This is a genomic window from Thermoplasmata archaeon (genome assembly GCA_038874435.1).
In the GTDB taxonomy this organism is placed as follows: Archaea; Thermoplasmatota; Thermoplasmata; order Lutacidiplasmatales; family SKW197; genus SKW197.
The window spans coordinates 1-23,169 of the sequence record JAVZCK010000012.1; the positions used below are offsets into that span (position 1 = coordinate 1).

Annotated in this window: 24 protein-coding genes and 1 tRNA gene; 8 read left to right on the forward strand and 17 right to left on the reverse strand. The window is 43.8% G+C overall.

All coding sequences use genetic code 11. The features are described from left to right. Window positions 1-288 precede the first annotated feature (288 nt). Window positions 289-1,434, forward strand: a complete 1,146-nt coding sequence (gene dnaJ / locus QXD64_05800; GenBank protein ID MEM3396828.1) for a molecular chaperone DnaJ — start codon at window positions 289-291, stop codon at window positions 1,432-1,434. Here the strand turns inward: dnaJ and QXD64_05805 are convergent. Both QXD64_05805 and QXD64_05810 read right to left on the reverse strand, forming a co-directional pair. Further along, window positions 1,431-1,580, reverse strand: coding sequence for a hypothetical protein (locus tag QXD64_05805; protein MEM3396829.1), 150 nt, complete (start codon window positions 1,578-1,580; stop codon window positions 1,431-1,433). The two genes, dnaJ and QXD64_05805, sit on opposite strands and share 4 nt — an antisense overlap. A 35-nt stretch (window positions 1,581-1,615) precedes the next feature. Then, the gene (locus tag QXD64_05810; GenBank protein ID MEM3396830.1) at window positions 1,616-1,837 is read right to left on the reverse strand and encodes a hypothetical protein; all 222 of its coding nucleotides are present in this window, start codon (window positions 1,835-1,837) and stop codon (window positions 1,616-1,618) included. Window positions 1,838-1,964: 127 nt separating this feature from the next. Here QXD64_05810 and QXD64_05815 point away from each other — a divergent pair, with 127 nt between their 5' ends. Continuing rightward, window positions 1,965-2,132: a preprotein translocase subunit Sec61beta gene (locus QXD64_05815; GenBank protein MEM3396831.1), complete on the forward strand. Its 168-nt coding sequence runs from the start codon at window positions 1,965-1,967 to the stop codon at window positions 2,130-2,132. Here the strand turns inward: QXD64_05815 and twy1 are convergent. Beyond that, on the reverse strand, window positions 2,120-3,052 hold the full coding sequence (gene twy1 / locus QXD64_05820; protein MEM3396832.1) for a 4-demethylwyosine synthase TYW1: 933 nt from the start codon (window positions 3,050-3,052) through the stop codon (window positions 2,120-2,122). The two genes, QXD64_05815 and twy1, sit on opposite strands and share 13 nt — an antisense overlap. 4 nt (window positions 3,053-3,056) lie before the next feature. After that, a complete protein-coding gene (locus tag QXD64_05825) occupies window positions 3,057-4,169 on the reverse strand; it encodes a metal-dependent hydrolase (GenBank protein MEM3396833.1) in 1,113 nt (370 codons plus the stop codon). Window positions 4,170-4,267: 98 nt separating this feature from the next. Between QXD64_05825 and QXD64_05830 the strand changes: the two genes are divergently transcribed. The 5 genes from QXD64_05830 (at window position 4,268) to QXD64_05850 (ending at window position 8,915) form a co-directional block, all read left to right on the forward strand. Continuing rightward, the gene (locus QXD64_05830; protein MEM3396834.1) at window positions 4,268-5,185 is read left to right on the forward strand and encodes a hypothetical protein; all 918 of its coding nucleotides are present in this window, start codon (window positions 4,268-4,270) and stop codon (window positions 5,183-5,185) included. An 8-nt stretch (window positions 5,186-5,193) separates the two neighbouring features. Continuing rightward, window positions 5,194-6,825, forward strand: coding sequence for a hypothetical protein (locus QXD64_05835; GenBank protein MEM3396835.1), 1,632 nt, complete (start codon window positions 5,194-5,196; stop codon window positions 6,823-6,825). Between the two features lie 4 nt (window positions 6,826-6,829). After that, window positions 6,830-7,615: a 4Fe-4S binding protein gene (locus QXD64_05840; GenBank protein MEM3396836.1), complete on the forward strand. Its 786-nt coding sequence runs from the start codon at window positions 6,830-6,832 to the stop codon at window positions 7,613-7,615. After that, window positions 7,605-8,132, forward strand: coding sequence for a hypothetical protein (locus tag QXD64_05845; GenBank protein MEM3396837.1), 528 nt, complete (start codon window positions 7,605-7,607; stop codon window positions 8,130-8,132). Before QXD64_05840 ends, QXD64_05845 begins: the two co-directional genes overlap by 11 nt. Before the next feature lie 78 nt (window positions 8,133-8,210). Then, complete coding sequence (locus QXD64_05850; protein ID MEM3396838.1) at window positions 8,211-8,915, forward strand: ATPase domain-containing protein; 705 nt, start codon at window positions 8,211-8,213, stop codon at window positions 8,913-8,915. 93 nt (window positions 8,916-9,008) lie between these two features. Here the strand turns inward: QXD64_05850 and QXD64_05855 are convergent. The 8 genes from QXD64_05855 to QXD64_05890 all read right to left on the reverse strand — a co-directional run bounded on the left by QXD64_05855 (window position 9,009) and on the right by QXD64_05890 (window position 14,306). Then, window positions 9,009-9,093, reverse strand: a tRNA-Leu gene (locus QXD64_05855). Continuing rightward, complete coding sequence (locus QXD64_05860) at window positions 9,080-9,289, reverse strand: hypothetical protein (GenBank protein MEM3396839.1); 210 nt, start codon at window positions 9,287-9,289, stop codon at window positions 9,080-9,082. The genes QXD64_05855 and QXD64_05860 overlap by 14 nt, the downstream gene beginning before the upstream one ends. 9 nt (window positions 9,290-9,298) lie before the next feature. Further along, a complete protein-coding gene (gene glnA, locus QXD64_05865; protein ID MEM3396840.1) occupies window positions 9,299-10,612 on the reverse strand; it encodes a type I glutamate--ammonia ligase in 1,314 nt (437 codons plus the stop codon). After that, entirely contained in the window at window positions 10,613-10,897 is a 285-nt protein-coding gene (locus QXD64_05870; protein ID MEM3396841.1) for a DUF211 domain-containing protein, read from the reverse strand. Window positions 10,898-10,901: 4 nt separating this feature from the next. Next, on the reverse strand, window positions 10,902-12,380 hold the full coding sequence (locus tag QXD64_05875; GenBank protein MEM3396842.1) for a zinc ribbon domain-containing protein: 1,479 nt from the start codon (window positions 12,378-12,380) through the stop codon (window positions 10,902-10,904). Between the two features lie 71 nt (window positions 12,381-12,451). Beyond that, on the reverse strand, window positions 12,452-12,763 hold the full coding sequence (locus QXD64_05880) for a hypothetical protein (GenBank protein MEM3396843.1): 312 nt from the start codon (window positions 12,761-12,763) through the stop codon (window positions 12,452-12,454). Continuing rightward, on the reverse strand, window positions 12,742-13,365 hold the full coding sequence (locus QXD64_05885; protein ID MEM3396844.1) for a 7-cyano-7-deazaguanine synthase: 624 nt from the start codon (window positions 13,363-13,365) through the stop codon (window positions 12,742-12,744). Before QXD64_05885 ends, QXD64_05880 begins: the two co-directional genes overlap by 22 nt. After that, window positions 13,362-14,306 carry a transcription initiation factor IIB gene (locus QXD64_05890; protein ID MEM3396845.1) on the reverse strand — a complete coding sequence of 315 codons (945 nt, stop codon included), beginning with the start codon at window positions 14,304-14,306 and terminating at the stop codon, window positions 13,362-13,364. Before QXD64_05890 ends, QXD64_05885 begins: the two co-directional genes overlap by 4 nt. Before the next feature lie 517 nt (window positions 14,307-14,823). Here QXD64_05890 and QXD64_05895 point away from each other — a divergent pair. Continuing rightward, window positions 14,824-16,464 (forward strand): right-handed parallel beta-helix repeat-containing protein, encoded by a 1,641-nt coding sequence (locus QXD64_05895; protein MEM3396846.1) that lies wholly within the window; start codon window positions 14,824-14,826, stop codon window positions 16,462-16,464. On the opposite strand, the gene QXD64_05900 is transcribed toward QXD64_05895, so the two are convergent. From QXD64_05900 to QXD64_05920, 5 genes are all read right to left on the reverse strand, one after another. After that, window positions 16,406-18,595, reverse strand: coding sequence for a NosD domain-containing protein (locus QXD64_05900; GenBank protein ID MEM3396847.1), 2,190 nt, complete (start codon window positions 18,593-18,595; stop codon window positions 16,406-16,408). The genes QXD64_05895 and QXD64_05900 overlap by 59 nt on opposite strands. A gap of 74 nt (window positions 18,596-18,669) precedes the next feature. Then, entirely contained in the window at window positions 18,670-19,263 is a 594-nt protein-coding gene (locus QXD64_05905) for an indolepyruvate oxidoreductase subunit beta (GenBank protein MEM3396848.1), read from the reverse strand. 1 nt (window position 19,264) lies between these two features. After that, a complete protein-coding gene (iorA, locus tag QXD64_05910; GenBank protein ID MEM3396849.1) occupies window positions 19,265-21,085 on the reverse strand; it encodes an indolepyruvate ferredoxin oxidoreductase subunit alpha in 1,821 nt (606 codons plus the stop codon). Window position 21,086: 1 nt separating this feature from the next. Next, window positions 21,087-21,986, reverse strand: a complete 900-nt coding sequence (porB, locus tag QXD64_05915) for a pyruvate synthase subunit PorB (GenBank protein MEM3396850.1) — start codon at window positions 21,984-21,986, stop codon at window positions 21,087-21,089. A 6-nt stretch (window positions 21,987-21,992) separates the two neighbouring features. Further along, window positions 21,993-23,168: a transketolase C-terminal domain-containing protein gene (locus QXD64_05920; protein MEM3396851.1), complete on the reverse strand. Its 1,176-nt coding sequence runs from the start codon at window positions 23,166-23,168 to the stop codon at window positions 21,993-21,995. Window position 23,169 lies beyond the last annotated feature (1 nt).

Consider the following 23,169-nt stretch of genomic DNA (forward strand, 5'->3'; position numbering starts at 1 on the left):
GAGATTGCCATGCATCCCATCCTCCTTCGTTTTTATTCAGGGAATTCTTAGAAATAAATTAAGGTTTAGGAGTTGTGAATAGAACCATGCTGCTTTATATACTAGCACCCCAAATCTTTATGACCCAGTCATCATGGTATCAGGCGTAAGTTTTACATCATTGCGGCATACCAGTAATAGATTTCCAATGATAAATAAGTTGCGGCTCCTGATATACCAGAGGTGACATCCCTCTTACATCATATAAAGCAAAAAACTTAATAATCTCCCATAGATTATAAAGAACAGATGGCAAAGAAAGATTACTATGAAGTTCTTGGTGTTCCTAGGAATGCTACTCTGGAGGAAATAAAAAAGGCCTACCGCAATCTCGCAAAAAAATATCATCCAGATATGAATAGAGACAACCCAAAGGAGGCAGAGGAAAAATTCAAAGAAATCTCAGAAGCTTATGAAGTCCTCGCAGACCCTCAGAAAAGGGAAATGTACGACAGATATGGTATGGATGGGGTAAAGGATACTTTTGGGCCTGACGGTTTCAAATGGGAAAATTTCACCCATGCAAGAGATTTTGAAGACATCTTCGACTCTGACTTTTTCAAACGAGTATTTGGTGTCGACTTTTTTGGAGATTCATTATTCGATGCCTGGATGAGGGGGCGTGGCTCACCTGAACGGGGCAGAGACCTTGAAATTACGGTTGAAATTTCACTCGAGGAAGCATACACTGGCAGTGTTAGGAAGGTGAATGTCCCACATGAGGTGAGGTGCGAAGAGTGCAAGGGCACAGGTGCAAAAAAAGGCACCCAGCCGAGAGAATGCCCAAGTTGCCACGGTTCTGGCCATGTAAGATTTTCTCAAGTGCGAGGTTACACGCATTACATTTCGGTGAGCCAGTGCCCAGAATGCAAAGGTAAAGGCAACATCGTAGATGTGCCGTGCCCTAGGTGCGGTGGAGAAGGCAAGGTGACAAAGACCCAGACCCTTGAAATTAAGGTTCCCAGAGGTGCATACACTGGTCTTGTGCTCCGTCTCACCGGAGAAGGTGACGCCGGAAACAAGGGTGGTCCCCCTGGCGACCTTTATGTGGTTGTTTCTGTGAAGCCCCATCCCTTCTTTCAGCGAAACGGAAACAATCTATACTATGAGCTTCCAATTTCAATTCCTCAGGCAGTGCTGGGCGCTACGGTCGAAGTACCAACACTCTCTGGTAAAGCAAAGATTGACATTCCTCCAGGTACAGAACATGGGAGCGTCTTCAAAGTTGAGGGTGCAGGAATGCCTGATCTGAGAACAGGACGCTTTGGTGACCTTTATGTGAAAACAACAATTTTTGTACCTAAAAAACTCACGTCAAGACAACGTGAACTTTTTATGGAGCTCGCAAAAACAATGGGAGATACTGTATCTCAAAAGAAAGGGTTTTTCCGCTAATTTTTTGTCTCAAACATTCTTAAAATGTTTTCCTTTATTCGTATATGATACTCTTTCTGTGCATTCTCCTTTTTGACGACCTTTTCTCTTTTTGCGGAAACTTTCTCGAAATCTGTCTCCAAACTTACCTCTGGACCTGCAGGCATTTCCACTCTTTTCCCATAGAAATTAGGAGAAGGTTTTACTTCTGACGCATTATTTTCATCCAGGAACCGCTTGCATATATAGCAAGCTTGTTCTTTTCTAGTATCTTCTGGAATTCATCCCAACTTATTAGCTCTATGTTCTCACTAGCTGCTTTTGCAAACCTGAGAATCTCTGTCCCCTTCACCTTGCCTGGTTTTACATTCGCCTTGGCGGCGAGTTCCTTTGCCTTTTCTATTGTTATTTTTTCAAGGGCCATATCTTGCACCCCAAATTCCCTTATGCACAAGAGAGATATTAAGTTATCTAATTTTTCGCTACCTTCAACAGCACGAAACAATAAACAATCAGAAATCTATATATACCCAATTGGCTATTAAAACCCGATGGCAAAGGAGAAAAAAGGCGAGGGATTCCATTCCGCTGCGGGCTTGATAAGATACTTTGATGCAGAGGAAGATGTGGCTATAAAAATTGACCCTCGAATAGTGCTTGGAATGTGCATTGGTGCAGTGGTAATTCTGGAAGTCCTCCGCTATGTCTACAAATTCTGAATTCTGGCTTCCACTTTTCCACTGCTGAGGAGCGCCACCCTGCTATCTCCTTTCTCTCCAATTAGTTTATAGCTAGTTTCTTTTTCAAGTGCAGTGGCAAATTCCATTATCTCTTTGTGGGAAGGCATGCACTCAATTGTCAATCTCTGTCTGGAACCACCTACAAATACATAGGCCTTTGCCTCTATAAAATCTGGTTCTGCAATCATGTCTAGTTTTGCATAATCCTCTGGCCAACCTAAGTTCCAGTTCTTTACGAGTGTGTGCCTCACCACCTTCCTGCAATCAAGCGAGGGAAAAAGTTTCAGTGTTTCCTGAATCCTTGCCCAGTTCTCTTTTTTCAGCGGGAAACATGCTTTTCTGTACACCTCCTCGTTTGGAGCGGCAACAGTGACATAAAGCTGGGTTGGAAGAGAATCAAGGGCGTCTAATGCATCTGGCATTGTCCCATTTGTAACAAGAAATGTTGTGAATCCTCGTCTCTTAAATCCCTCTATTAAATCACTTAGATATGGGTAGATTGTTGGCTCCCCAGCAAGCGAAATTGCTACCTGGTTTGGATGCTGTGCCTCCTTCCATAAATCAAGATTGCACCTTGCGTCTCCTTTGAAACCTGTCAACAGTTTTCGCTGGACTCTGATTGCTTCCTCTATGATTTTTTCTGGTTCTTCTGGTTTCTCAATTTCCTGCTTTGTGAACTGCTGATTCCGCCAGCAAAAAACACACATTTGAGTGCAGGAATAGACAGCTGGCGTCATCTGAAGACATCTATGGGTGCTTATTCCATAAAATGCTTCCTTGTAGCACACCCTTCCGTAAAAAAGTTTCTGTCGCATCCAGTGGCACAGTTTCACTGCCGAGTGCTCTCCCACAAGCCCATATCCCTGCTTTTTCAGGAGTTGCGCATGCTCTAGTTCCATATTTTCACATTTTGACTTCTTCGCTTATCTCGCTAGAAAGTTCCACGGCCCGCTCCCTGTCCTTTTCCTCTGGACTCTTCAGTTCCTCCTTGTACTTCCCTGTAAGGAAATAAACTGCAAGATAAATCAGGGTCAATGGAACTACGATGAAGTAAACTACATAGTTTATTGTTCCAACCCAGTATGTCGCAGTTGGATTGCCCGCAGTTATGCCTGAAAACATATCCACCCATGGCATGTGAAGTTTCGGAGAAGGAGAGAACGCATCCAGGTTCCAGATAATTATCATGAGTAGCGAGTAGTTTGTGAAGAAGTTAGGAAGAGCATCTGAGGAACGGCAGAGTCCCAGACCTTTAATCCGCTTCTTTGTAAAAGGAGGGAACAGATTACTGCCCATCAGTCCGAAAAAGTCCACTATCACATGACCCCAGAATCCACCTGTAATAATACCGAATACTACTAACGACATCATTGAGAAACCATAGATTGCAGAAAAGATAATTGCACCTATTGCTCCAAAAAGCAGCCCGAGGGATAAACTGTGCGTCCAGCGTCTGTGCCAGGGAATGAATTCAAGCCGGACCTTGTCCCCATCTCTTCGCATCTCAAAGTCTGGGCCCGAAAGAATCGAAACCTTTGACTCCTCATCGTAGAAGTAGTCAAGGTCTGGCTTGAAGCTTGCGGTGGCAATTCTTGGTGGGTCTGGCTCTGAGCCAGGCAGAGGGGGCTCATCAGCCCAGGTAATCAAGCCACCAATTCTTGCAGTAATTGTTTTGTTTTTCTTGTCAATTTTTATGAAGTACTGTCTCCAGTATGCTTGGTCATGCTTGATTGTATGAAATTTTACATTTACTGGCTTCCCTGTCTCCCATGCTTCATCGATTGCTTTAGCCATTGTTTCTGCTATGGGCTTAGGGTCAAGGTCTGGGTAGGGATCGACCTCGTAGGTGTGTTTCTCCAGATACCTTGTCAGACGGAAATCCAGGGTGTCTGGAAGGATTCCAAAGATTCCACCCAGCAGAATTATGAGCGATTTCTCAAAAAGCGCAGCTTCAACCGCGGACGCAAAGCAGGTGGCAACAGCAATGCCAGTAAGGAAGTGTGTAATTCCCTTCATAACCCCACATTGTCAAAGGAGGTATTAAATGTTATTCCCCTCCCATTACCATACTTTTATTTACTTCCATGTACTTCCCCAGTAATGAGGCGATTCCCATGATGATGAAAAATAGGATTACTGCTCTGTTGCTGGTTGGAATGCTGTGCGTGATTGCGATTGCGAATATGGGTGTAAAAGCAGATGTAAAAACGCCAGTGCTAGAAAGCACCACAAGTAGAACTGTGCTTGCAGAATGCTTTACTTCCACCACGTGCACATACTGTCCCAGTGCCGAAGGTGCACTCAACAGACTCGCGAATGAGATGAACAGAACGCAACTGGCGATAATTGAGTGGCATGTGGGTGATTCTTATGAAGCCACAGATGGCTCATGCTCGGCTAGAGCAAACTATTATGGTGTACCAGGTACTCCAACAACATTCTTTGATGGTGTTAATGTTACTGTTGGAGGTTCTACAAACGCAAACGACGCTGCAACATACAACGACTACAAAAGCAAGATAAACTTCAGACTGGGTGTGGCATCACCGATATCCATTTCCGTTTCCGGCTACCTCAATGGAAATTATGGCATTGTAAATGCTGAGGTAACTGTGCTTGACCCACTGCCTGCCTCCACAAATGGCACCTATGTGCACTTCGTGCTCTGCGAGGACAAAAACAAAAGTGTGGTGAGTGGCGGGAAAACTTACTGGCTTAGATTTGATGCGGTTAAGAATCTTGGCGCTGATTTGCTTAATGTGGGTGTAGGCCAGACCCTTACATTACAGAAAAACTTTACAATTGATTCAACTTGGGAAGAAGACCGACTTTGGGTTGTAGTGTTTGTCCAGAACCATGACAGAACCTATCACAGCGGTACATACACATACTACCTTTCTGAAGTTTACCAGAGTTCAACCCTGAATCTCTCCGCACAGCCAGTTCCAGAACATAGCCCAGTATTCTTTGTTCCACTCTCAGCTGCAGGAATTCTAGCTGCAGCAGTCATAAGACGCAAATACTTTGAGTGATGGGAAAGATGATTAGAAAGAACCTCTTACCCCCTTCATTATTTTGCTTTTTCCTCTTCTTTCTGCTGGTAGAGGTGAGTGGTGCCGGTGCAATACAACAGAACAACTCTCTTCAGGTAACAGTGTCATGGGAACCAGAAGTCCCATTACCTAATGCTACAATAAAGTTTACTGCAAACTGCGAAAATGTCACTATGCTTAAAATCCAATTCTGCCTGAACGGGTTATGTGGGCTCCCAGTTGAGATGCAGAAACAAGACAACAACACATTTGAGTATGTTTTTGTCCCAGGCAATGGCAATCCCCCAACGAGCGATGGAGACAATCTCTCCTTTGAAATTCTGCTGGGCAGTGATGTGCTCTACTCAAATTGGATAATTATTAGGGAAAATGCCAAGCCAGTTATTCAAAACATCTGGTTTGAACCTGAACATCCGAAACTCGGAGAGAATCTTACAATTTATGCAAATGTATCAGACGATTACGGAGTGAAAAATGTGGAGTGTAACATCTCGCATGAAAATTGGTTCGGGACACTGGAACTGACTGAACATGGAGGCAATTTCTCTGCAAATTTCATGCCACTTTATTCAGGCCAGCATCTAATTACAATTTTTGCTATCGACAACTCGAATCAAACGACATCAAAAACCTCTGCAGTTTTTGTGTTTCCACCAGAACAAACAGACAATATCTCTCCTCAGCTTGTGGATGCATTTAGTGTGAGGACAAACGAGAGCACTATGACGCTCAAGGTCTATCTTACAGATAACTCCGGCATAGCTGAGGCAGGTGTGTTTATTAATCAAACCTTTTATCCACTTGAACGCACATCCCAGGGCTTTTTCACAGCTGAAGTCCCGCTCTCGGAAACAGTCCAAATTTATGCAAGAGACCCTTACAACAACACTCTCAACATAACTCATCATCTGAAAGTGTATTCCGAATCTAATCTACCAGACCAAAATCAACCCTCTTCAGTCAACGGTATGGTTTTAGGTATGACCCTGTTCATAGGAATTCTAGCAGGAGTTGCAATTGCCCTGTTCATAAAAAATCTGAAAGGACTTAACCTCCTTATTCTTTTCCTCCTTGTTTTTGCTATTGTTCTGGCAGCCCAGCAAGGTCTTGTGGAAAAAAGTGTGGATGCCGGTGGTAACATCTACAACGGAAATACCTGCTGGAGTTGTCTTGCCCTTCAGCCCAAATCGCTCACAGTTTCATGGCTGGAAATCTACCCGAATGGTAGTGTAGTAAACCATCCCAATTGGATCCTGGACTTACTTGCAGAAGGAAAACCGCTTCTGATTTATGTGCATCAGGTTCCATGCACCGGCTGTGAGATACAGTGGAGAGACATGGTAAGCCATGGTATTATAACTCAAGATGGTAAAATTTCAGGCAAATTTGAAGGAAAGGTTTTATTCAAAGTGCTAGATGTGACTATGGGTTCTGAAACGAGAAATCAAGGGATGGAAGTGCTGAGAATCTACACGCTCGGTTCTGCCTTAGGGACACCCACAACCGTGTGCCTTGTAAAAACAGGCGATAAGGTGCTTTGGTGGTCCAAGGCGGGCGTGGTTTATTCCCAGGAACTCAATACAGTGCTGGACGAAGCCATTCATATGAGCCATAGGTGAGAGATTGAAATTACGCACTTACAGAATCACCCTCCAGTTTCTGGTTTTTGTGGTGCTTAACCTTGGCTTGGTAATTGGTTTTTATGGCTTTCCCCTACCATACTTCTACTGCCATGCCTGTCCCACCGCAGTGGGACTTTGCCCAGTGGGTGCTGAACAGTATGCTGTGATTGTGAATCCAATCCTACTCCTCTACTTTTTTGGTGCGGTCTTCCTGATTGCACTTATTTTCGGCAGAGCCACATGTGGATGGGGTTGTCCTGTTGGCACACTCCAGGACCTCTTTGCACTGAAAACCAGACATAGAGAATTGAGGGACAGTGTTCCAAGGTATGCGAAGTTTATTATTTTTGGTTTTACACTCCTTCTCTCTTACATTTTCATGGAGAAGGTGTTTACAGATATTTGCCCAATCGGTTTCCTCACTGCAACAATCCCCACCCTTATCCTCATGCCAGGTTATGTGGAGCCGATGTCCCCATTCTTTGAAATGAAGATTGCACTCACCGTTGTCTTCTTTATTCTAATTTACTTTGTGGCAAGGGGCTGGTGCAGATACATCTGTCCTCTTGGTGCCCAGCTTTCACTATTCAACAGGTTTTCAATCATCAGTATCAAACTGAACAGGGAAAAATGTGTCAAGTGCAGCGCATGTCAAAAACGCTGTCCCATGGGTATTGACCCCCAGAGCCAGACAGATAGTTTTGAGTGCATCAGGTGTGGCAGGTGTATTGAAGCCTGTCAGAAAAAAGCACTCAGCTATTCATTGAGGTGGAGAAATGCTCATTGAGTTCTATCTCTACGGACTCATTCTTGGCTTCTCAGTATGTTCAGCATGTACCCTGCCAGTGTTTCTACTTTCTGGAGGTGGAAGGAAAGCACTCGCATACATTTTTGGAACCAGATTTCTGCTTCTTTTGCTTGCCCTTCCTTTGATTGCCTTCCTGCCTTATCTCAGGATTGCTGGCAGCATTGTGATGCTCGGTGTTGGCATCTATACCTTCATGATGGCTCTGGAGGGAAACTGTTCTGTTTGTAGCAAAAGTGCCATTGCAGCCACATTTCTGTGTTTCATTGAGGGCTCTCCTGCAGTATTTCTTGCTGGTGGCTACCTGACAGGGATTCTCAATGCTCTTCTTTTCACAATTGGAACTGTTACCCCACTCATATTAGTTTCAGCTGCAAAAATAAAGATTGGAAACAATTTCAAGCTCATAATGGCTGCCCTTGTGATTGTTATTGCGGTTTTTTACCTATACGAAAGCTTATTTGTTGTTTCTCACTCTCTGTATCTGCGAGATATCTAAAAACATCGCCTTCTTTTTCCATTTCCAAAAAGGTTAAGTAATAAATGCACCTTATGTCATCTAAATGGGGGCGAATTTATGCAAACACCAAAAGGAATAAAGACATACATACGAGAACTTGATGAGAAGATGCCGTATGGAATACCTCGAAAGCACATCGTCCTACTCTCGGGATACGCTGGGACTATGAAATCGTCTATTGCATTTAATATTATTTATAATCACGCAAAAGAGACGCATGAAAAGGCCCTTTATCTTTCGCTAGAGCAAACGCGGGAAAGCCTATGTTTTCATCTCCAAGAGTTGGGACTGAACCCAGAGAATGTGAAGGACTTTGTTTCTATCATTGATATGGGATATCTACGAAAAATGCTAGAGGCTGAGGATAAAGAAATCGACTGGCTGAGTGTCATAGAAACCATTGTGAAAAATTTTGTTGAAAATGAAAACTGTAAGATTGTAGTTGTGGACTCAATCGATGCAATTTATGCTATGAGCGATATAAAGAACCCAAGAAGTTTTCTATTCTACTTTTTCCAGAAGTTGAGGGACTTTGGAATTACAACTTTTCTTATCACTGAAATGGATCCTGACTCGAACAAATTTGGAAAGTATGGCGTGGAAGATTACCTTGCAGATGGTGTGATTCACATTACTCTTGAGAGAAGTGGAAGGGTTGTGGGCAGATATATTAGCATCGTTAAAATGCGGGGTGTAAAACATCCTACTGACTATTTCCCACTAATTTTTGAGAATGGAATTTTCAGAGTTGTGACAAAGTAACAAGATTGAAGGCCGCCAACCCACACCCTATTTACAGTCCTCCGTGTGTTATCCGTAAATCTTTTTTGAGTGCTAGCGAGCAAAAGAGTTTCCTGCGGGGAGCCGGATTTGAACCGGCGAATGCCTACGCAACAGGATCTTAAGTCCTGCGCCGTTGTCCAAGCTTAGCTATCCCCGCATTTCTCCTTTCCCAATTCATCTAGGAATTTTCGGTATTGCTTCTCTGTGCGAAAGGAGATTGGCATGCCCTCCCATCCACACTGCTTGCATATGAAGATTTCGTAACTTTCATGCACATATGTGATTGGACCCTCCACGAGATACTTCTTTATTAGGGTTCTTGAGCCGCAATGTGGACACGCATAAATTCTCATTCCATGCCTCTAAATTTGCAGATATCTTTCCCGTTCCCAGTTAGTAACATATCTTGCATACTCTAGGGCTTCTGCCCGTTTCAATTCAATGAACCTTTTAAACAGAAACTCTGAAAGCACTTCCTTCAACATCTTGCTTTTCTCCATCTCGTCAAGGGCATCGGAAAGATTTGTGGGCAAGCATTCCACCTTCATCTTTCTTATCTCTGTCTCGGAAAGCTCATACATGTTTTTCTCAAGGGGCTCCGGTGGCTCTATCTTGTTTTTCACTCCGTCGAGGCCCGCAGCAATCATCACTGCAATCTGAAGGTAAATGTTGCCCGAGGGATCTGGACATCGCAGTTCCACTCTTGTGCTTTCTCCACGTCCACCTGGCACCCTTATCATGGAACTCCTGTTTTCATTAGCCCAGCAGATGTATACGGGTGCTTCATAGCCAGGAACAAGACGTTTGTAGGAGTTCACCGTTGGAGCCAGCACCGCACAAATCTCCTTTGCATGAGCAATCAAACCGCCAATATAATGCAGTGCCACTTCGCTCAGCTCCCATTTCCCGTTCTTATCGTAAAATACATTCCCTTTTTCATTTTTCATATATTGATGAACATGCAAACCTGAACCAGCAAAATCCCTGAACGGCTTCGGCATGAATGAGACATAAGCACCATATTCCATCGCAATGCTTTTCAACACTCGCTTAGTTAACACTACCCAGTCCGCTGATGTGAGTGCATTCACATAATACAGCTCAATCTCATGCTGTCCGCAAGCATTTTCATGATGCGTGACCTCATAGTCTATTCCGAGGCTCCAGAGTGTGTCCACCACTTTTCTCCTCAAAAACTCTCCTTTGTCCAGTGGAAATGTGTCTGTGTATCTCCCAATATCAAATAATTCAGATGTAGGCAGACCATTCTCTGAGAGTTTGAAGAGGTAAAACTCTAGCTCTGGCTTCGTAAAAACATCGTAGCCAATTGTTTTTGCCTCCTTCATTACATTTTCCAAGATAAATCGAGGGTCTCCACTGTGTCTTTTAAGCTTGCTATCGCATAAATTACAAACAAATGTAGCTGTCTTTATGCCCTCCCTGCTCGTGATTTTCAATGTTTCTATGTCTGGTACCACCCTGAGGTCGGAGGCCTCTACAGGGGCAAGTCCGAGCGAACTGCCATCGACACCAGCACCTTTTTCAATTGTTTCTTCAAGCTTGGATGCTGGCACTGTTAGACCCTTAACTTGGCCATAAATATCTGTAAACAGCAAATGCACATGTTTCACTTCTTCTTTCTTTACCCTGTTTATCACGTCTTCCTTTGCCACCATCTACTTCACCACCTGCTTTTCCTCATGATGTTTTTTCCCGATAGTCACGCTATCAATTGACCTTATCACAGACCCAGAGTCAACAATCGTTTTTTCTACAGAGGCGAAAACAATGTCATTTCCTTCAATAATCACCTTCACAGTTTCCGTCTCCCTATCCACTTCCTCAATTGTACAAGTTACCGCTGTAATTCCCTTTACATTTGTAAGGGTCTCAGCGAGCGATAGAATTGTCGGGTTCAACGGCTTCAGAACATCCAGCACAAGTCTCTTAATCTGCCCCAACCAATCATGCCTCCTTTCTCTCGAGCTTATTTACCCACACAAGTGCCTGTGCATAATCTTTCTTCTTTATACACATGTTAGCTTCTTTAAGATATTCAATTTTATCTTTCACTTCCAGTCCTAGTAGTTTTTCCTCCCTCAGTTTTGCTGCCTGCTCAGCAATCTTGCTCGAAACAAAATTAGGCAATGCCTCCTTCAGTTTTTCCCGCACCTGATTCAAGCATTTATCCCCTTCTGTAATCTCCATACTTGAGTAAAATGTCATTGCTTTTTCAAGGAGTGCCTTCAGGTCACTCACCCCTGGCACACCATATGATACATATTCTTCGATTGTGCGATTGAGATTATCAAACTCCTTTTTCCTGGTTTCAAAGGTATCCTTGATCTTTTTAGCAAAATCACTTGCTTGGGTATAAAGCTTTACTGCATTTTCAAAGTTCTCTGTTTCAACCGCAAAAATAGCCCGCTCACAGAGCCCAATCCCTTTCTTTACATCACAACCCATCTTAGAGTACCCTCTGACCTCTGCTTCCAGTTCATATGAAAGAACTTCAATCTTTTCCAGCACAAGTTTTTTTCCGTTAGAAATCGCAGCATCCATAATCGCAAGTGCCCTCTCATACTCCTTTTCCTTTCCTGCACTCAGTGCCAGGCTTATGTTCTCCTTCGTCTTCTTCTCTTCCACACCAAACTTTCTCATTGTCTCAAGGAGCACCTTTGCTTCGCTGACCTTAAGTGCGAGCTCCCTTGCCATATCCTCTGGCTTCTTCTCAATCTTCTTTTCTGGCTTCTTCTCTTCAATCACCGGCATCTCTTCCTTTCCTTCTGCCTTGGGCAGCTCCGATTCCGGCTTTTCCCCAACATCTTCTTTCACCGCCTCAACTACCTCCCCAGGCACTGAGGACATTTCTGAAATTGCCGCTTCCTCCTCGCTTACAAAGATTGCCCCACACTTTGGACAAGAATTGGCCTCTGCTGGAACTTCAGTTTTACACACAGGGCAGATAATGACCACGGCCTCCTCGAAAATTGCTCCACACTTTGGGCAAGAATTGGCATCAATCGGTATTTTCTCATTGCATACTGGACAGGAAAAAACCTCTTTTTTAGTATCTTCTGCCTCTTCTATCTTCTCCTTTGTCTCTTTCTCCCTTGCTGCCTCTTCCTTCAAAGCTACATCTTTTTTCTCAGGTTCTTCTTTCTTCCCATCTCTCTTTTCCTCTACCTTTGGTTCTGGCAATTTAGGTTCTGGTTTTCTTTCATCCTTCTTCTCAATTTTTTCCAATACCTTCTTTTCTTCCTCCTCCAGGAGAGATAAAATATCGTCTATCGCTTTGGTTTTATCTTTCAACATGGAAAGGTCCACATTTTCAAGAGCTTTTTCATCAATCACCGTGAGGTCTGTACCACAAATTGGACACTTGGTTACTTCTTTCGATAGTTTGGAATCGCACACTGGACATATTTTTTCGTCGGAGGACAACAGCGACACCTCTGCGTTTTGTTAGTTTTATGGTATATTACCACTCCAAATAAAAACCTATCGGAACTTACTTATTTCTGAACTTTGTTGTTCCCACCACCCAGCTCGAGAATAAGATTTCCTATGCGTGCTGCCTCCGCCCTTGCCTCTTGCTCATCATTGCACTTTATAAGTAAACGTCCGGATGGAAAAATCGTGGTCTCAAAGTTTCGCTTCACAATTAAGAGAGAACCATAGACCTCTGCGCTATACCCGTTTTCTCTGAGTTTTTCCGCAAGTGAATTAAACCGAAACCGCATACCCCTCTTTGGCAGTGCCTCAAATGCAGTTTTCCCACTGCACAGCTTTACTATGTAAAAATCTAAATCTCCCTTGCTTGACATACTGCCTCGCTCACCATGGCTTTTATGTCCAGCTTCCTCTCCTCTTCCAGAATCGCTGAAATTCTCGCAGAAGTTGCTGGCTTATCTGGGACTATAGTGCAACACATTCCTGGCAAAGTGGAAATCTCAAATGTACCCGCCTCCCTCGCTATCTTCTCAATTTCTACCTTATCTAATCCTATAAGAGGTCTTAAAACATGGAATTTAGCACTTGTGTGTTCTGTAAAAATATTCTGGAGCGTTTGAGAAGCCACCTGGCCCAATGACTCACCAGTAACAATGAATTTAGCCCCTTCTCTCTCTGCAAAGGCACTTGCAACTCTAAACATCATCCTTCTGCATAGAACACATTGAAACCTGCGTGTACATCGTCTGGCGATCTCACCCTGATTCTTCCCATGAGGTACAATAAACGCAGGTAAACTGATATCCGCATTTCTACGCAACCTTTCAACAATTTTTACAAATTTTTCTACTGTATGCGAATCCGTAAACGGCTGATTATCCATATGAATTGCTACCATGTCCCAGTTCTTTTTCAGCATGAGGTAAAGAGCCGCAGGGGAGTCGATGCCCCCTGAGAGCAACGCAACCCCTTTCATACCTGCTCTTCAATGTTAATTCCAAGCTTTTCTGTCAGTTCCTTGTATCTGTTTCTGATAGTCACTTCCGTGACGCCTGCTACATCTGCAACCTCGCGCTGAGTTCGCCGCTCATTTGTAATTATAGAGGCAATATAAATCGCAGCAGCAGCAACACCTGTCGGTCCTCTACCGGAGGTGAGTTCCTTCTCGGTTGCTTCTTGCAGAATTCTTAATGCTTCATTCTGGGTTTCACCACTGAGCTTAAGCGCACAGATAAATCTGGGTATGTAGTCCTGGGGCTTTGTGGGCATCAACTTAAGCTTCAGTTCTCGTGTCATGAATCTGTATGTCCTTCCAATTTCTTTTCTGCCAACTCTGGAGCATGATGCTATCTCATCAAGGGTTCGCGGCACCTCACACTGTCGGCATGCCCCATAAAGAGCAGCAGCAACGACACCCTCAATGCTCCTCCCTCGAATCAGATTCTTGTTTACTGCTTTTCTGTATATCATTGCTGCAGTCTCCCGCACATTCTTTGGAAGGTTGAGGGATGCAGACATTCTATCCAGTTCTTGGAGGGCAAATGAGAGGTTCCGCTCTGTCGCGTTAGAGACTCTGATGCGTCGTTGCCATTTTCTGAGGCGGTAAAGCTGCGCTCTGTTCTTTGTGGGAATGCTTTTGCCATACGAGTCCTTGTTCTTCCAGCCAATATCTGTGGAAAGACCCTTGTCGTGTAGCGTGTAGGTCATTGGTGCACCAGTTCTGGCGCGCTTTTCACCCTGTTCCATGTCAAAAGCTCTCCACTCTGGCCCCTGGTCAATAATTCTGTCTGAAAGGACTGAGCCGCATTCATCACATACGAGTTCACCATGGTCATAGTCCTTAACTATGTGGGTGCTTCCGCAGTACGGGCACTTCCTTATTTCCTCTTCTTCTATTTTTTTCTTTTTGTCCACCATGTTCATCACCTACATAAACAAACTTCCCGATAAGGGTTTGATTGGCCAAAGTTTGTGCTCCCTTCTCAGGGTAAACTTTTACATATGGGTTGGATACCGGCCCGAAAATTTTTGTAATTCTACCAAGTTTCCTGCCTCTTTCGTCAAAAACCGTATGAGCTTGAGGAACAGTGCTGCAGGAAATTATGAGTGCACCATTTGCAGTAATTGTTTCCACAACCCCAATTTTAATCAGTAGACATCACCCCTTCCAAAATCAAGAATTCTGGAGAGATGCGACATTGTAGAGTAAAGCCAATCCTGGCAATTAAAATTCTTTTTAACATATTGGTAGGTGAAATACAAAGTGGTATTTATAGTTTACCGTTATTTAAACTTATCTAAAATTTTTTAAACCCTTTGCTTCTGGATGCAACTGTTCACTCGGCACTACCCGGGCTTATTTATAAAATTTTGCTCTACAACTTCACATTCTTGCAAAATAAATCTTTATATATGCAAAAAAGAATATCTAATTATGATCGGACAAAACGAACCCCAAAGTAGTGTGCCTTCCAATAACAGCCAGTTCAGCCAGCAACCAAATTATCCCCAGCAACCATACCCGCAGCCCGTGCAACCCTACCCATACCAAGGGTACACACAGCCACCGCCCCCGCCACCCCCACCGCCAAAGGATTCAAGTAAAATTTTGGTCATTGTTCTGGCTGTAGTGGTTGTAGTAATAATAATTGGCAGTGTGGTTGGTGCCATGGTTTTGATGAACATGATGAGAAACACAGTGAACAATATGATCCCCGACAACGAGAACGATGGAAACAATATTCCAACGATTCTTTCACCACCAACAAATGTTCATGCTTTTGCAGGGGACAGATATGTGCGGCTGAGCTGGGACCCTGTACCTAATGCTTCTTCTTACAATATCTACTGGGGAGTAAATCCTAGTGTCTCCAAACAAACCGGGACAAAAATTCAGAATGTAAACAACCCATACAATCACACAGGGCTCACAAATGACCAGACATACTATTATGTGGTTACTGCCGTGAACGGAACGCGAGAGAGTGCCGAATCAGATGTGGTTTCGGCTACACCCACAGGCCAAACTTACGCTGGAGGTCCTATTATCATTCAGAGTGATGAGGAGTTTACACCTGCAAAAGGCGTTGTTAGAGGTTCTGGCACACAAGCAGACCCCTACATAATCGAGGGCTGGAACATAGATGCTTCGACTGCAAACACCAGTGAATATCCTTTTGTCAAAGTCGGCATCTCCATTAGCCAGACAACCGCTCATTTTGTCATTCGTTCCTGCTACATCCACAGTGCTGGTGCTTATGGTTTTGGAATCTCTCTCGGAAACCTCAAAAACGGAAAAATTGAGAACTGCATGATAACAAACTGCTCATCTGGAATTTCAATAGAGCGATGTACAAACCTCACGATCAATGGAAATTCAATCAGCATGTGTGAGGAAGGGATTTCGCTGGGAGGCAGCGGTTATTCCTCTGAGAATGTGCACATCACCAACAACTCAATCCAAAGTTGTACATCCATGGGCATTTACTTTCATTATCTCTATGATTCCACAGCAGAACATAACCAGATCGTAAACACCGTAAAAGGGATTCATGTGAGCGATTGTAAGAATTGCACGATTGCTTACAATGAAATTACTGGGATGAGTTTTGCGGGAATTTCAGTTCAGGCCTCGCTTTATGGCTTCGGAAACAACACAATTACCCACAACAATGTCTGCCAGAACCAGGGAGATGGAATCGCAATTTACTGCGACAACAACACAATTGCTTACAACAACTGCAGCTTCAACACTGGGTGCGGAATTATCTTAGACTGGGTTAGTGGAGGATTGGAGGCAAGTTATAATATGGTTATTGGCAACGTTGTAAACAATAATATCCAGGATGGAATCCATGTGGGTGCATACTGCACAGCTAACACAATTAAGAACAATACCTGCATGGGAAACAACGCAAACAATCAGCACTACGATGATGGAACTCCCTATTACTACGACATTTACATTGACGAACTTGGAAATGCAGTTGAGGGCAACAGCTATGGAACGATATACATCAAATCCAATCCGGCTTTGATGCTGTTTTTGAGAGAGGAAGAGACCCGCAAGTCCTGAAAACTCTGTAAACAATGATAATAATTCCATGGAACACGAGGAGGAAAGAACATGCTGGGAATTCATTCACAGGATTTCCAAGTGGATACCAGTCACTTGCTTTGCCTCCGTCTATCTGGTAGGCATCTGGTGTACCCCAGCCATTACCATCCCAGTTGCTCCAGTAGTTGCCCTCCTTTGTAGTGTTGTCATACCAGGTGTTCCATTCGCTATTATCATATGCCTGGCATTTACCACTCACACCACGCAAGGTAGTAACAGAGGCAAGGGAAGATTCTCCATTGCCTACAAAGTAGTTGTGAAGGAGATAATTACTGCTAGAATAGTCCGTTAGGAATACTCCATACTCTTTGTTGGCACAAAGCCAGTTATTCTTTATCTCGTTCTTACAGGAATTGTACAGATAGATTCCGTAAGTATTACCGGATACATTGTTGTCTATTATAGAATTGGAGTTTGCTGTACGGAAGTATATTCCTTGGTAGTTACCAGCTATACTGTTGTTAGTTATGTAATTGTGGTCTGAATACCAGAGGTAGAGTCCGTGGCAAGAATGCCCTGTAAGTGTATTTTCATTTATAATGTTGTAAGAAGAAAATCCAAGCTGAATTCCTGCAGAAGCATTTGAGAGTTCCAGCCCACTTGCAGTCATATTCGTGCAATTTGCAAGAATCAACTGCCCGATGTTCGACTGGATTGTGCCACCCTTCTGATTTTTATAATAACCCACGGGTTTACCATTCACTGTGTTTGTAATGTCTATTTCATGTGTGTTCCAGTTTTCAAGCTCATATCCTGCCATTATAATGCCACAATTCCACATCTTGTTTCCAATCAACTGATTGTTGTTTGCGGATTGCATGAATACCCCCTCGTACTCATTATCACAGATAGTGTTGTTTCTCAAAGTATTATTATGTGAACTGAAATACAGATATATGCCATGGGTGTTGTTGAACACATTGTTTTCAGATATAGTGTTATTTTCTGAAACCCAAAATAAGAAACTATAGTTGTTACCAAAAGCGCTGTTGTTATGGACAACATTGTTGTTGCTAATATATGAATAAATTCCACGATAATTATTTGAAATCTCATTGTTGGTAATTGTAGTATAGTTGCTCCCATACTCTAGCGAAATTCCATAACCATTACCTGTTATAGTATTGAAAGTTATGTTTGTGTGCTCTGAAAACATTGCAAGAATCCCAAATTGAGTTCCTGTAAAACTGCTGGCAGTTATTGTGTTGTATGCTGAGTAGGCAAGCTGAATTCCAGATGAAACATTTGAAAATGACAACCCAGACAAAACAAAATTTGTGCAATTGGCAAGAATAACCTGACCCGCATCCGTGGGGACCGTTATTCCATTCTGGTTTTTGTAAAAATATATTGGCAGTCCATTCACTGTGTTCGTAATATCGACCTCATTTGTCGTCCAGTCCAAAATAGAGGTGCCCATAAGAATAACACCAGAGCTCAACATGGAATTGTTGCCCAAACTGTTGACTTGTGAGAGTATCAAAACAATTCCCATAGGTGAAAAAGAAACATTGTTTGTTGATATGTTATTCATCGTTGAAGAATACAATACAATTCCAAATGGGAGGTTATTGAACACAGTGTTGTTAAGTATAGAAATGTCGCTTGAACAATACAAAAAGATGCCATTCATATTCTCCTCTACAAGGTTGTCTTTGATAGTAGCATGCTGCACATTGCTCAGGAATATACCCGAGCTTGCTATGGATTGTTGAAATGTTGCGTTCTTTACAGTGCAATTCCGGATTACAAAATAAACATCCGTATTTTCAATAGATATGCAATAAGTTCCGCCGTTAGCATCAATCTCCCAATTTTCAATGATGTATGGATCTGAAGGTGTTCCTGAACCTCCAGATACTCCATTTGCTGCTGTGAATTCGCTGTTGTTAGTTATGTGGATTGGAGAATGTGAAACTTTAGCATCCACGCTCTGATTTGTATTAATACCTTGCGCCCTGGCAGAAATTATAAGTAAGCTTCCAATACTAACCACAACGAGGACAACCAGGAAAAATGCCCGAAGTTTAGTGCGATCTAACTCCCCACAATTTCCTCCCAACCTTATTCTTTTTCTACCTCCATTCATTTTCCTCACCATAGAATTTGTGGTTTCTATGTTAGAAGAGTTAATGGATACTTATTTAAATTTTTTACGCTTATTTAAAATTGTTTATTGCTTTCTGTCATGCTAAACCCTCCCTCAAACGCCTTCCTGTTAACCTCTCTCACCTTCTCGGGTAGTTTTGAGAGCAGGGTTTCGAGCATTTCATCCTTTGAAATCGGGAAGCCATGTAGTGCAGCAATAGCCCCGAGCATTACAGAATTCACAGCTAGCTTGGACCCTGCCTCAACTGCCAGCTTTTCTGCATCAAAATGGACTGCCTGACCAGCAATCCTTGCCAATTCAGCCACAACTTCCTCAACACCAGGATAGGGTTTTTTCTGCAAAGAAACACCGATTGGTGGAATTTTCGCCTCATTAACCAGAGCAATTGTTTTCTTGCCGAGATAATCCAGATAACGCAAAAGCTCCACACGCTCAAAACTAACGGCAACATCGATACTTCCTGCTGGCGGAATTGGGGCGTCCCCCTCATCTATTCTCACAAAAGTGTAAACACTTCCACCACGCTGTGCCATACCATGAATTTCGCTGATTACCACATGCTTCCCTGCCTTGATACAACTTTCTCCAAGCACTTGAGAGGCAAGAATTATGCCCTGGCCACCGACACCACAGAGCAGAATGTTCATTTCAGTCACCTCGCTTTATCGCCCCAAACGGACACACGAAGGCACAGGCACCGCAGCCCAGGCAAAGCCCATCATTTATCTTTACCTCATCGCCTTCAAGGTAAAAAGCTGGGCAGGCAAATTGTGTGATACAAACATGGCACTTTTTACAATCCTGGCTAACAAAATATCGCCCAATCTTTTCGCCCTTCCGCCGCTTCTCGCCAGCGAGAAGCAACGCACAGGGAGAGCGGGAAATCACAACCCTGACTCCTTTAACATTCAATGCCTCCTTATAGACATCAACCGCCTTCGGGATGTCCAGAGCATCTACAACTTTCACATAATCCACTCCACAACCCTTCACAACTGCCTCAATGCTCACTGCCTTTGCCTCTCTGCCTGCTGCGTCAACCGAAAGCCCTGGGTGGGGTTGGTGCCCTGTCATTGCAGTTGTGGAATTGTCCATAATTACTGCAATGAAAGAATGGCCGTTGTGGACAGCATTAAGTAAAGCTGGAATCCCAGCATGGAAAAATGTGGAATCTCCTATGAAAGCGAAAACTGGCTCTGAATTTACCTTGCTCAGCCCATTTGCATTTCCAATGCTTGCACCCATACAGGTGAGTAAGTCCGCCATCTCCAGTGGTGGCTGAATCCCAAGGGTGTAGCAACCAATGTCTGAGGAGAAAATGGCCTTGCCCTTTGTGACCTTCTTTATTGCATAATATGTGGCTCTATGCGGACAGCCGGCACAGAGCACTGGAGGTCTTGCAGGAATCTCTATTGAAGCTGCAGCTTTCTTTGTCTCATACTGCCTTCCCATAATCTTTCCTATGCCCTTTGCAACTACCTCATAGTTCCATTCATACTCAAACGGAAAATTACCATCCAGCTTGCCGTAAATTTTCTGGACTAAACCCTGCATCTGGGCAATTGCCCTCACCCTGGTCTCAAGCACAGGCTCAAGTTCCTCGCACACTATTATTTTGTCTTTATCGCTCATGAACTCCAGAATTTTTGTCTCAGGCAATGGATTTGTAAAACCAATTTTGAAAATCCCACAATCTATTTTCTCCTTTTCCAGATATTCCTTCACATATGTGTAAGCCACACCACTGGTGATTATGCCAAGCTTCCCATTTCCATAAACTCTGTTAAAATTGCTTTCCTCACTAATTTTTCTGGCCTTTTTCATCTGCTCAAGCAACCAGAGCCGTCTTGCTCTCGCCACAGCAGGCACTGTAACGAACCTTGTTGGTTCCTTCACAAATTTTGCCTGGTGCCTTTGCCCAACTTCTCCGAGCACAACATCTGCACTCGTATGATTGACCCTTGTGGTTGTGCGTAAAATGACTGGAAGTTCGAGGGCATGTGAGAGTTCAAATGCATACTTTGTGAAATCCAGACATTCTTGAGGTGTTACTGGCTCAAGCACAGGCAGGTTAGCAAGCAATCCATAGTACCTGTTGTCCTGCTCATTCTGGCTTGAATGACATGAAGGGTCGTCAGCACTCACAATCACCATCGCACCTTTTACACCAGTGTAAGCAAGAGTTAGAAGAGTATCCGAAGCCACATTCAAGCCCACATGCTTCATCATCGTCATTGAATACAAGCCAGAAACCGCTGCAGCCAGTGCAACTTCCATTGCCACCTTCTCGTTGGCAGAATACTCAAAATAATATCCGAACTTTTCTGAGAATTTTGCGAGAGTGGTGCCTATTTCAGATGAGGGAGTTCCCGGATAAGAGGCAGCTAAATCCAGCCCTGCCTCAATCGCTCCCCTTGCAATTGCCTCATTTGCCATCAGAAGCACTTTCTCCCCGGGCTTGCCGAGCATCTCACCACTCCTTTGTGATCTCCTCCTTCTTCAACAATAACTCCCATTCTTTGTCCACATACTCCTGAATCTTTTTGAGTTCTTCCTCACCGAGATAACTAAAGCGCCCCTGCATCTTAAGATACTCTGCCACTGGCTTCTTGTTCACAACCTTCCTTGTTATCTTGTATTTCCCATACTCAACCTCGTAGAGCGGGAAGATGCATGTGTCTGTAGCCAATCTTGCCACTTCTATCGTCTTCTCAGGTGGAACCCTCCAACCAGTTGGACAGGGTGCAAATGCATGGATGTATTTTGGCCCTTCAATACTTGCTGCCTTTTTCACTTTATTTATGAAATCCTCAGGATAAGCTACTGAAACCGTTGCAGCATAGGGAATTCTGTGTGCCACCATAATCTCTACCATGTTTTTCTTCTGCGTTTTCTGCCAGAACTTGGTTTTACCCACTGGTGTTGTGGTGGTCCAAGCGCCAAATGGAGTTAGAGAAGAACGCTGGATACCTGTGTTCATGTAGGCCTCGTTGTCATAGCACATGTAAATTACATTTTCTCCTCTTTCAACTGCCCCTGAAAGTGCCTGAATCCCTATGTCTGCAGTACCTCCATCTCCTGCAAATCCCACCACATTCACATCCTTAATTCCCCTTGCATCCAGTGCTGCTCTTAAACCAGATATGCTTGCGCCCGTCACTTCAAAGGCGGTGTAAACTAGCGGGACCTTCAGATTCGTATAGGGAAAAACGCCGGGAATGACTGCCCAGCAGCATGCGGGAATGCTCACCACAGTTCTTTTACCCAATGCCTTCAGCAAATACCTCATTGCAAGGGGTGCAGCACAGCCAAGGCATGCCATGTGCCCAGAAATCATATACTCTTCTGTTGGTATTGTTGGTTTCGCCATATTTTCTCACCTCTTTAACTCCACCCAGGTTAGTTCTTCATCTATTCCATGCTCTTTTATATACGCCATGTTCCTGAATATGTTCTTGATTGTTGTAGTTGTTACATCCCTTCCGCCAATGCCCACTATGTAATTCTTTAGCACTTTTTTATCTCCTTTGCCATAAAGCGCACCTTTAACCTCTGTGAAAAACGGTCCCTGATTTCCGAATGAGATTGAGCGGTCTGCCACACCAACAACCTTTGCATTCTGTGTTAAACGCAGAATTTCCTCATTCGGGAAGGGGCGGAACACACGCAACCTCAGCAACCCTGCTTTCACACCCTCATTTCTCAACTCATCCACAACATCTTTAGCCGTTGAAGCCATTGTACCTGCACAGATGAGCAAAAGTTCTGCATCCTCGCCTCTGTAATTTTCAACAAGGCCAGAGTAACTCCTTCCGAAGATTTTCCCGAATTCTCTGTCAACTTCCACAATCTTTCGCTTTGCATTCTCCATTGATTCCGCAATTTTGTAGCGTAATTCCATGTACCACTGGTGTGGCATGCTGAGCGACCCTACAGAAACAGGGTTATCAAAATCAAGTTTGTAAGCGGGCTCAAATGGTGGTAGGAATTTATCCACTGCCTCCTGTTCCGGTATGTCCACAGGGAGAACTGTGTGCGAAAGATAGAAAGCGTCCTCACAAATCATGCCTGGGAGCATAACTTCCTTGCTCTCACAGATGCGGTAAAGCTGTATCATGGTATCAAGGACTTCCTGGTTGCTCTCACCATAGAACTGAATCCAGCCAGTGTCCCTTTGTGAGATGCTATCCGTCATTTCAGCCCAGATATTCCATGGAGGCCCCATAGCCCTATTGACATTCACCATGACCACTGGTGTTCTTGCACCCGCTGCCCAGTGCAACATTTCATGCATCAAAGCCAGACCATGGGATGATGTTGCTGTAAAAGTTCTTGCACCGCCCAGCGACGCCGAAATCAGGGCAGCGAGGGCGCTGTGCTCCGATTCCACATTCACAAATCTGGCATTCAACTCACCATTTGCGACAAAGTCAGCAAGTTTCTCAACGACTGTGGTCTGAGGAGTGATTGGGTATGCAGAAACCACCTGGACTCTTGCAAGCTTAACACCATAGGCAGCTGCAGAATTGCCAGTAATCACCTTCTTCACCATA

What these genes read in the sequence shown, in the direction of transcription:
- dnaJ (MEM3396828.1), top strand. Translation starts at nt 289, where the DNA reads ATGGCAAAGAAAGATTACTATGAAGTTCTTGGTGTTCCTAGGAATGCT.
- QXD64_05805 (MEM3396829.1), bottom strand. Translation starts at nt 1,580, where the DNA reads ATGCCTGCAGGTCCAGAGGTAAGTTTGGAGACAGATTTCGAGAAAGTT.
- QXD64_05810 (MEM3396830.1), bottom strand. Translation starts at nt 1,837, where the DNA reads ATGGCCCTTGAAAAAATAACAATAGAAAAGGCAAAGGAACTCGCCGCC.
- QXD64_05815 (MEM3396831.1), top strand. Translation starts at nt 1,965, where the DNA reads ATGGCAAAGGAGAAAAAAGGCGAGGGATTCCATTCCGCTGCGGGCTTG.
- twy1 (MEM3396832.1), bottom strand. Translation starts at nt 3,052, where the DNA reads ATGGAACTAGAGCATGCGCAACTCCTGAAAAAGCAGGGATATGGGCTT.
- QXD64_05825 (MEM3396833.1), bottom strand. Translation starts at nt 4,169, where the DNA reads ATGAAGGGAATTACACACTTCCTTACTGGCATTGCTGTTGCCACCTGC.
- QXD64_05830 (MEM3396834.1), top strand. Translation starts at nt 4,268, where the DNA reads ATGATGATGAAAAATAGGATTACTGCTCTGTTGCTGGTTGGAATGCTG.
- QXD64_05835 (MEM3396835.1), top strand. Translation starts at nt 5,194, where the DNA reads ATGATTAGAAAGAACCTCTTACCCCCTTCATTATTTTGCTTTTTCCTC.
- QXD64_05845 (MEM3396837.1), top strand. Translation starts at nt 7,605, where the DNA reads ATGCTCATTGAGTTCTATCTCTACGGACTCATTCTTGGCTTCTCAGTA.
- QXD64_05850 (MEM3396838.1), top strand. Translation starts at nt 8,211, where the DNA reads ATGCAAACACCAAAAGGAATAAAGACATACATACGAGAACTTGATGAG.
- QXD64_05860 (MEM3396839.1), bottom strand. Translation starts at nt 9,289, where the DNA reads ATGAGAATTTATGCGTGTCCACATTGCGGCTCAAGAACCCTAATAAAG.
- glnA (MEM3396840.1), bottom strand. Translation starts at nt 10,612, where the DNA reads ATGGTGGCAAAGGAAGACGTGATAAACAGGGTAAAGAAAGAAGAAGTG.
- QXD64_05880 (MEM3396843.1), bottom strand. Translation starts at nt 12,763, where the DNA reads ATGTCAAGCAAGGGAGATTTAGATTTTTACATAGTAAAGCTGTGCAGT.
- QXD64_05885 (MEM3396844.1), bottom strand. Translation starts at nt 13,365, where the DNA reads ATGAAAGGGGTTGCGTTGCTCTCAGGGGGCATCGACTCCCCTGCGGCT.
- QXD64_05890 (MEM3396845.1), bottom strand. Translation starts at nt 14,306, where the DNA reads ATGGTGGACAAAAAGAAAAAAATAGAAGAAGAGGAAATAAGGAAGTGC.
- QXD64_05895 (MEM3396846.1), top strand. Translation starts at nt 14,824, where the DNA reads ATGATCGGACAAAACGAACCCCAAAGTAGTGTGCCTTCCAATAACAGC.
- QXD64_05900 (MEM3396847.1), bottom strand. Translation starts at nt 18,595, where the DNA reads ATGAATGGAGGTAGAAAAAGAATAAGGTTGGGAGGAAATTGTGGGGAG.
- QXD64_05905 (MEM3396848.1), bottom strand. Translation starts at nt 19,263, where the DNA reads ATGAACATTCTGCTCTGTGGTGTCGGTGGCCAGGGCATAATTCTTGCC.
- iorA (MEM3396849.1), bottom strand. Translation starts at nt 21,085, where the DNA reads ATGCTCGGCAAGCCCGGGGAGAAAGTGCTTCTGATGGCAAATGAGGCA.
- porB (MEM3396850.1), bottom strand. Translation starts at nt 21,986, where the DNA reads ATGGCGAAACCAACAATACCAACAGAAGAGTATATGATTTCTGGGCAC.
- QXD64_05920 (MEM3396851.1), bottom strand. Translation starts at nt 23,168, where the DNA reads ATGGTGAAGAAGGTGATTACTGGCAATTCTGCAGCTGCCTATGGTGTT.